Below are 2,137 nucleotides of genomic sequence, written 5' to 3'. Positions count from 1 at the left end.
GGGAGTGGATGCCACAGGAAGTCTTGAGAGCCTTTACAACGCCATCAGGGGCCAAATGGAGAACCAAGAAAATATATATGCCCTCCTAGAGGTTACTACCGATGAATATTTGGTGCCCACACGGGGTACGGATTGGGGGGACAACGGAGTTTGGCGTACATTACATCAGCATACATGGAGTCCTACGCATGAACGTATCAAGACAACTTGGAATGATATGAACCAAAACGTATTCAACGCCACCGCGATTATCGATGACAGAAGCAATGCCAGCCTGCAGCAAGTAGCCGAAGCCAAATTTTTACGGGCTTTGAGTATGTACTGGTTGGTCGATCTTTTCGGCCAGGTACCTTTCAGGACCCCAGATGAAGGTCCAGAAATCAATCCGACCGTCATGTCGAGGACCGAAGCCTTTGATTTCGCTGTCAATGATTTAAACGAGGCGATACCGGATTTACCTGCTAAAAGTGATTTTCAAAGTCTGAACAAGACCACCAAGGCCGCTGGGCGCTATTTATTGGCCAAGTTGTATTTGAACAAACATATTTTTACCGGCTCTGGAACCCCGGATGCTGGGGATATGACGCAGGTAATCAGTCTTGTGGATGATATCAAGGCGGAGGGTTTTGATCTTCAAGCGGGTTATTTTGAACTGTTTACGGAGGCAGAGGATAGTGAAACCATATTCTTTACCACCTCAAGTGTCGGTAACAATATCTGGAACTCCCTTCACTATAACCAAGTTGTTCCTGACCAGAGTGGTGGGTGGAACGGTTTTACTACGTTGGCAGAATTTTATGATTCCTTCGAAGGAGATCCGAATATCAACGTACCGGGGTCGGGACAAGAAGAGCGCCGAGGTTTCGTTCCTACCGATGGAACTAATTTTGGAATAGGGAATGGTTTCTTGATTGGCCAACAGTACGATGCCAATGGCAATCCCTATCAGGATAGACAAGGAAGCCCGTTATCGTTTACCAAAACCTTACCCAATGGCTTAATCGTAAATGGCGAGACAACTGGTATACGGTTGCTTAAGTACAACCCTGCGAATGGGGCTTTTGCCAATCATAAGGTAATATTTCGGTATGCGGACGCCCATCTGATGAAGGCCGAGGCCATGATGCGCAGCGGAGGGGATGCGACCGCATTGGTCAACGAATTACGTGTTTTGCGAGAGGCCAATCCTTTAGGTAGCGTTAGCGAAGCCGATTTGTTAGCGGAACGTGGCCGCGAACTCTATGGTGAGCTTTGGAGAAGAAATGACCTTATTAGATTCGGTCAGTTCACCGCTCCGTGGGCCTTTAAGGAAATTACAGGTGATGAGACAAAAAATCTATTTCCCATTCCTTCCACAGCCCTAATTTCAAACCCGAACTTGGTACAGAACGAAGGTTATTAAGTTTATAAATTTTTAAGTGTTTAGAAAGCCCTGACGACAACCGTCAGGGCTTTTTTTGTTTCGCAGTTTGCCATATCAAAACAAAAGCGATAACTTGGCTATCCATTAATTATCACTTCAAAATATATGTATTCCATCGGTTATGATATCGGCAGTTCTTCGATCAAAGCGGCATTGGTAGAGACCGCTACCGGAAAAAGCATCGCCGTTGTCAGCGAGCCCAAGGTTGAAATGGAGATGACCGCCCTGAAAAATGGCTGGGCCGAACAGCACCCCGATACTTGGTGGACCCATGTTTGCACAGCTACCCAGTCACTAATAACGGATAACCATATCAATACTTCCGATATCACCGGAATCGGCATTTCGTACCAAATGCACGGATTGGTAGTTGTCGATGAGAGGGGTAAGCCGTTGCGTGATTCCATCATCTGGTGCGATAGCCGGGCCGTAGAAATCGGCCAAAAGGCATTTGACGATGTAGGCAACGAAAAATGTGCTGAGCATCTTTTGAATTCCCCAGCTAACTTTACGGCATCCAAATTGAAATGGGTCAAGGAAAACGAGCCTGATATTTATGCCGGCATCCACAAGTTTATGCTGCCCGGTGACTATATCGCCTATAAATTGAGTGGAAACATAAATACCACATTTTCAGGGCTCTCCGAAGGAATTTTATGGGATTTCAAATCAGGTTCCATCGCCGATTGGTTGATGGAATATTATGGGCTTGAA

At 46.1% G+C, this 2,137-nt stretch carries 2 protein-coding genes; both read left to right on the top strand.

Annotation, left to right across the window (positions count from 1 at the left end; all coding sequences use genetic code 11):
* Window positions 1-1,402 (top strand): RagB/SusD family nutrient uptake outer membrane protein (locus ACEW8S_RS18700; protein WP_373519624.1); only part of this gene is annotated, 1,402 nt, incomplete at its 5' end.
* Between the two features lie 126 nt (window positions 1,403-1,528).
* Window positions 1,529-2,137: FGGY family carbohydrate kinase (locus ACEW8S_RS18695; RefSeq protein WP_373519623.1), on the top strand; the 609-nt coding region annotated here is incomplete at its 3' end.

The organism is Pricia sp. (genome assembly GCF_041745955.1).
GTDB lineage: Bacteria > Bacteroidota > Bacteroidia > Flavobacteriales > Flavobacteriaceae > Pricia.
This window is presented reverse-complemented; position numbering and strand designations above follow the sequence as displayed.